The 4,301-nt window shown below is 35.1% G+C and carries 6 protein-coding genes and 1 tRNA gene; 3 read left to right on the forward strand and 4 right to left on the reverse strand.

All coding sequences use genetic code 11. From position 1 onward, the window contains the following. Positions 1-56: 56 nt before the first annotated feature. Positions 57-142, forward strand: a tRNA-Leu gene (locus LJE11_RS18580). Between the two features lie 83 nt (positions 143-225). Here the strand turns inward: LJE11_RS18580 and LJE11_RS18585 are convergent. The 3 genes from LJE11_RS18585 to LJE11_RS18595 form a co-directional block, all read right to left on the reverse strand. Beyond that, a complete protein-coding gene (locus LJE11_RS18585; RefSeq protein ID WP_005330991.1) occupies positions 226-1,482 on the reverse strand; it encodes a tyrosine-type recombinase/integrase in 1,257 nt (418 codons plus the stop codon). Beyond that, positions 1,475-2,308, reverse strand: coding sequence for a rolling circle replication-associated protein (locus tag LJE11_RS18590; RefSeq protein WP_173794097.1), 834 nt, complete (start codon positions 2,306-2,308; stop codon positions 1,475-1,477). Before LJE11_RS18590 ends, LJE11_RS18585 begins: the two co-directional genes overlap by 8 nt. Positions 2,309-2,450: 142 nt before the next feature. Beyond that, a complete protein-coding gene (locus tag LJE11_RS18595; protein ID WP_005330993.1) occupies positions 2,451-2,771 on the reverse strand; it encodes a hypothetical protein in 321 nt (106 codons plus the stop codon). A gap of 159 nt (positions 2,772-2,930) precedes the next feature. On the opposite strand from LJE11_RS18595, the gene LJE11_RS18600 reads away from it, so the two are divergent. After that, entirely contained in the window at positions 2,931-3,347 is a 417-nt protein-coding gene (locus LJE11_RS18600; protein WP_005330994.1) for a helix-turn-helix domain-containing protein, read from the forward strand. Positions 3,348-3,505: 158 nt separating this feature from the next. Here LJE11_RS18600 and LJE11_RS18605 read toward each other — a convergent pair whose 3' ends face one another. Continuing rightward, entirely contained in the window at positions 3,506-3,823 is a 318-nt protein-coding gene (locus LJE11_RS18605; RefSeq protein WP_040015282.1) for a hypothetical protein, read from the reverse strand. 111 nt (positions 3,824-3,934) lie between these two features. Here LJE11_RS18605 and LJE11_RS18610 point away from each other — a divergent pair, with 111 nt between their 5' ends. Beyond that, positions 3,935-4,150: a helix-turn-helix domain-containing protein gene (locus LJE11_RS18610; RefSeq protein WP_004845965.1), complete on the forward strand. Its 216-nt coding sequence runs from the start codon at positions 3,935-3,937 to the stop codon at positions 4,148-4,150. The last annotated feature ends 151 nt before the right edge of the window (positions 4,151-4,301 follow it).

Here is a 4,301-nt window from a genome sequence, read left to right on the forward strand (position 1 = left end):
AGAGCATCTGCCTTACAAGCAGAGGGTCATAGGTTCGAGCCCTATAGGTTCCATATGCCGCAGTGGCGGAACTGGCAGACGCCCGGGACTTAAAATCCCGTGGGTAGTGATACCCGTACCGGTTCGATTCCGGTCTGCGGCATTAGTGAAAAGTAGGAGAAACGTTGAATTTACAGCGTTTCTCTTATTTTTTTGTTTCTAAAAGTTTGAACACCTTTGAACACTTTATGATGAAATACCAAGATTCTGAAAAGCAAGCCTGTCATTCTTCCTCTTATTGACATTCCGCAAGTAATGCAATGTTGTAGCTGTCTCACTATGTCCCATTAAATAACTAAGGGTTGTAAGATTATTTCCGTCAAAAGCTGTTGAAGCATTGTAAAAGCGGATTTTATGACTGGAATGATAAGGAACACCGGCTTCTTTGCAATATTTCTTCAATCGGCGGTTAAAGCTGTCTGTTGTCATAATCTCACCGTTAGGTTCAAAAACATATATTCCATTTGGATTTAATTCCTTTGCTTTGTGAAGAATTTTAAGTGCTTCGTCTGTAAGGAACTGTTTACGGAATCCATGAGAAGTATTTCCTTTCATTTGATTTACTACTTTTACTTTTCGGCTTGAGAATGTTAAATCATCATTCAATGTACGTTCACAGGTCGCCTGTCTGTGAAGATATACAAGCCTGTTATTGTAGTCAATATCTTCCCAACGGATAGCTTTTGTTTCTCCAACACGGATAAACAGATAGAAAGATAACTGTATTGCAAGAGAATATGGCTCTATGATACACCGAAGATAATTTAATAACTTATGCGTATCATCACGGGAAAATACATTGTCACTTTGTACTTCTACTGGCTTATAGGTAAACTGTTTGAAATTCACATCAGAGACAGGATTATGTGATATAATTTCTTCTTCGATCGCATAACTCATTATTCCATTCAAAACAGAACGGGCATTACTGACTCGCTTGTGCGTGAACTGCCGGTCTTTTGTAGCTTCTCTGAAAAAGCGGATAAGCGTGATTGGTTTGATTTCGCCTATCTTCATTTTAACAAGTTCTGTATCTTTGAAAAATCTATTCCATTCAGATACATACTCTTGAATTGTTTTTGCTTTTACGGAAGTATAATCTCTTTTATACAAAAGCCATTCAGCATATAATTCTTCCAGTGTGACATTCTGACGGTTTTCAGCTTTCTGCTTTTCGATATAAAATCTGATGATTTCTTTTTCAAGGTTCTCTTTACTCTTCCTCTTAACAGGACGGCGTTTGTTAGATTTGGTTTCATCGGGTAAATAAGTACGCCAGCTTTTTTCTGATTCCGAGTAATAAATTTCATATTTGTGATTCTTCAAGATTTTTTTATTTGCCATAATTTTAAAATCTTTGAAGACTTCATCTGTGGTCATGTTAGCACAGGTGGCTAACGTATTCAATAATGTTATATCTGAAAACGTAACGGGATTATCCATAAGATTCCCCCTTTACGCAAGGATTTTCTTTTTTAATTTTGATGTAGATAACACTGCTGTCCTTTAAGCATGAACCAGTAGATAAGAAAGCGTTGGTATCGTAAATTTGCCTTGTGTATTCTTTCTGAAAGACGATATTTTCTTTTTGTAAGTCATGTAAAATGTCTTCGGTCAGCATGACTTTTGTTTCGTGTGGAACTTTCAGATTTTGAGATTTAAAAAAGGCTTTTTTCTTATGTTCCTTCAAATCAAGGTCTTTTCCAAAATACTTGCTAAGATAACGACCTCTGTTTTCTTTGCTGTCTACATCAATGCGATTGATTTTAATAAATCCATGTGACCATAAATTCTGTAATTTTTCTTTTGCTATATACGGAAAATCAAAGAAAATAACATGATAATGGATTGCTCCACGCTTCTGTTTCTCCCACGTTGCAAGGTATTTTAATAACTGGGTTTTGGTATGGTACAAATAATAATTTAATCGCTGGATAAAATACTTAAATTCTCGGTTAGTTATCAGGATTTCCTGAATGTTTTCTTTAAATGTCAGCGTTACAAATTTTGTTTTGTTATCAAAGTTGCAGTCAACAATACGGGCAATATCCCAACGAGCCTGTTCGTAATGCTTCTGCTTGCGTTTTAAACTGTCATATTGCTTATGAGCTGACATTTCATCAAATTTTTTTCGGTTACTTGTGTCTGTTAAATCTGCCTTTTCTTTCGAGTGAATAAAAATAGGGTTTTCGTAAATATATACTTCTTTTGTAGTAGGAGTTTCAATGATTTTCGTATTGTATGCAAAACACTCTTTTGTTTTGCTCACGAATCTCACCTCATATCCCAATTTTTGTAATGAATGTTCCGATTGTTTTCGGAAGATGTTGTTTTATATATCAAGTATAGAGGTCAGCCAGTTCAGCACCTATGACGTTGTCCGGTACTGACTGGCTGACATAGTAGGGAAATTATTTCATTCCCACTTTTCTGATATTGGAAGCTTCTGCTTTGACAGAAAGACGTCCATTATAGAGACTAGCCCAAGTATGTAATCCATCAAATGAGACTGGAATCTGCCCTTTTTGTTCAAGTTCTTCGTTGGTAACAATCGCAGTGTTAGCTTTAATGCCTACTTTGACTTTTTCAAACTTTAATTTTGGAAGAAGAACTGTATAGTAGAATCCTAATTTTTCTTTTGTAGAAAAGTCTACCCAGTCAGAAACTTCTACTAACTGAAATTCCTCTTGCAGTTTGTCTGGATTTAAAATAAAGTCATTTCCTCTAATCATCGTTTCACCTCCTTATAGATATCTGATTATCAGATATTAAGATAATCTTATGATAAAACAAGAAATGCAGAATGTCAATAGAAAATATCTGAATATCCGATAAAAAGATTGACAGGGAAAATTTGATGAAATATAATGTGCTTGTAAAGGAGGTTCGCTATGAATAAAATAAAAGAATTGCGGAAAGAAAAGAATATAACCGTTGCGGAACTTGCAAAAGAATTAGGCATTTCACAAAGTATGCTTACGAACTATGAAAATGGAAACGGAACGCCGAGAGATGAATCTATATGGGAAAAATTATCACAGATATTCGGCGTGAGTAAAAGCCACGTTATGGGATTAACTACGGATATTGAAACAGCAAATAAGACAAAACAGTTGAAAGTGGTTGTGGATACATCTCAGCCGATCTCAATACAACCGAAGAATCAGACAGACCTTGATGTATTGTTAAAACTGGATTTGATAGACAGTGAAGACATGGAAGAAGTGTCAGAATTTCTTGATAAACTGTTGGCACAGGAGAAATATGAGGGACGGAGAGAATCAAACGTTAAATATGTCGTTGAGTAGAAAATGCTTCTCAGCCGTCCACTTGCCCAGTCGACCCGCCGCCCTGTTAGGAACCGTCGTACTGGGCATCCTTGCGGAACGTTAGTTTGCGAAAATACGAACAAAAGAATATAAGGAGAGGGAATAGCCGATACTACTTCAAAAGCAGTAATAGAGTGCTATTCTTTTTTATTATATTCAATGGTTGTAGTTCGGAATGGCTTGCTATTATTGTGCAAGTAATAAGTTGGATAATAGAGCTTGATTTCCAAGGTGGTAGGCGTACCATTGATTTTGTTATGTTCGTTTTCAATGTCTTTGATTAATCCATCAATTTCCCAACATTTGTAAACAATTACAGTCAATTCAGTATCTCTGGTATCTGCACTGCTGAAGGATATGCTGTTAGTAATATGATAGTCCGGCAGTCTGAGATAATTATAGAGAACGGTCAGTAAACAGAGCATTGTGATTGTTGCTATGATTTTCTTTTTCATGTACATACCTCTTTTGTGTTATTAACAAGGGACTGACTATATAGTACCTCACTATATAGTGAATTACTACATAAAGATTTAATAAATATACTTTATGTAGAGGTGCGGAACATGAATTATGGACATTTAGAATTAAGAATAGAAGAACTGTTACAAGAAAAAGGTATCAGTAAGAATATGATTTGTAAGGAACTTGACATACCGAGGTCAAATTTCAATAGATATTGCAGAAATGAATTTCAAAGACTGGATGCAAATTTAATCTGTAAACTATGTAACTATTTTGAATGTGAAATTGGTGAGTTAATTCGATATGTAAAAGAATAAAGTGATAATGGGTATGCGGAAATAAAAATATTCGCATACCTTTTTAATTGAATATTTTATAAAATGGAATTATACTGTGTATAACATGAAACAGACAAATCGTTAAGGAAAGAATCGAAGGTGGTGCAAACGAAAAAGCAGTATGGAGACT

It is taken from the genome of Blautia sp. DFI.1.216, assembly GCF_020594215.1.
In the GTDB taxonomy this organism is placed as follows: domain Bacteria; phylum Bacillota; class Clostridia; order Lachnospirales; family Lachnospiraceae; genus Blautia_A; species Blautia_A wexlerae.

Coding starts and splice junctions, on each gene's coding strand:
- LJE11_RS18585 (WP_005330991.1), bottom strand. CDS start 1,482: ATGGATAATCCCGTTACGTTTTCAGATATAACATTATTGAATACGTTA.
- LJE11_RS18595 (WP_005330993.1), bottom strand. CDS start 2,771: ATGATTAGAGGAAATGACTTTATTTTAAATCCAGACAAACTGCAAGAG.
- LJE11_RS18600 (WP_005330994.1), top strand. CDS start 2,931: ATGAATAAAATAAAAGAATTGCGGAAAGAAAAGAATATAACCGTTGCG.
- LJE11_RS18605 (WP_040015282.1), bottom strand. CDS start 3,823: ATGAAAAAGAAAATCATAGCAACAATCACAATGCTCTGTTTACTGACC.
- LJE11_RS18610 (WP_004845965.1), top strand. CDS start 3,935: ATGAATTATGGACATTTAGAATTAAGAATAGAAGAACTGTTACAAGAA.